This is a genomic window from Endozoicomonas sp. SESOKO2 (assembly GCF_024606245.1).
Taxonomy (GTDB): Bacteria; Pseudomonadota; Gammaproteobacteria; order Pseudomonadales; family Endozoicomonadaceae; genus Endozoicomonas_A.
Genome location: NZ_JAHHPQ010000640.1, coordinates 1 through 1,396, shown reverse-complemented (window position 1 = coordinate 1,396; position 1,396 = coordinate 1). Strand labels below are relative to the sequence as shown.

2 protein-coding genes are annotated in these 1,396 nt (G+C 42.2%); both read right to left on the bottom strand.

Annotation, left to right across the window (positions count from 1 at the left end):
• Window positions 1-138: 138 nt before the first annotated feature.
• Window positions 139-558 (bottom strand): PIN domain-containing protein, encoded by a 420-nt coding sequence (locus KDK17_RS15945; RefSeq protein WP_257255259.1) that lies wholly within the window; start codon window positions 556-558, stop codon window positions 139-141.
• Window positions 555-815, bottom strand: a complete 261-nt coding sequence (locus KDK17_RS15940) for an AbrB/MazE/SpoVT family DNA-binding domain-containing protein (protein ID WP_257255260.1) — start codon at window positions 813-815, stop codon at window positions 555-557. Before KDK17_RS15940 ends, KDK17_RS15945 begins: the two co-directional genes overlap by 4 nt.
• Window positions 816-1,396 lie beyond the last annotated feature (581 nt).

Genomic DNA, 1,396 nt, shown 5'->3' with positions numbered 1-1,396 from the left:
ACAAAAGAAAGCCGCTATGAGTACACGCTATCTGGCTGAAGTCCTTGCTGGGCAGACACTTTCATGATTTTGCCGCAGGGTACTTAATCGAAGCTCTATTAAGTTAGCCACTTTGTATGGAATCGTTTTTTGTAGCATTTAATGACGAACAGTAAGAGTGGTCACTATTGGTAATGCACCCAGTTTACGATTGCTCTCAAACGTATAGAGTGTTTCAGCCCCATTGTTATGGGCTCGTCTGGCAATAAGGCAGTCGGATAAATCCACTTTTGGATAAGTTTTATAATCCATCAGGGCACGTTGGAGTGCCTCCCAGTCTTCAAACAAAAAACGGGTACTGGCTGCCAACTCATAAAACACTGGATGGATATCATTTCTGGTCAAATTAAAAACAGCCTCCATCACCCATTCGGTTTCAGCCAATACTATGTCCGACAAAAAAACCTTTTCCGCAGAGTCTATTGTAAGGACAGCCTTTTGAGTTTGCCAAGGCGGGTTTTGACTGTCCACTGGCTGCAGTAAATAGCGAATCAGCACATTGGTATCTACAGCAATCATTCCTGACCTCTGAATTTTCTGGCAGCTTTTTTTCTCAAAATTTCTTTAAAATCCAGATCACCCTGGTTTACCGCAGATTCAGACTCTGTGACTTTTACACAAGCTAATGTACCTGAGAGTGTTTCACTAGACATTTTTACCAAATGAGCGACTCCATCCCGCTCAAAAACCTTCAGAGTATCACCAGGAACAAGCCCCAGTTTGTTACAGACATCCTGAGGTATGGTTACTTGTCTTTTACTGGTCAACTTAGGCATAAGAACACCGTATTACTATCGAAAATAAGTAATACTAAACTAGCAGTGAAGCTCCACATCATCAAGGAAGGCTGTACGTATTCCCACGCGTGCGTGAAAATGGATGATGATGAAAATTCATAAATATGCGATTGGCATAGATGGGCAGGTAAAAGTCATGAAAACCCCTGAAATTATTGACCTCTAGCTTATATTTGCTTTCTTTTTAATACGTCTACGGCCTTATAAATGCACATCAGGCTAAGGCCTCAACATGAATGCTCACGATTTGATTTCACAACTCTCTATTATCAGTGACTTTCGCCAAGATTCACTACTACATCAGCTCTGCAAAACTGACGGCTGAGTAATTGGGTAAGGCCAGCCGGGAGCATTGGCACATAGAGCATAAGCTTCACTGGAAACTCGATGTTACGATGCGAGAAAACGAGTGTCGCATCCGAAGAAATGACGGAGCAGAAATTTTGGCAGGCTTTAGACATATTGCAGTCAATCTGTTGAACAACACGAAAACCTTCAAAACAGGTCTGAAGAGAAAACAAAAGAAAGCCGCTATGAGTACACGCTATCTGGCTGAAGTC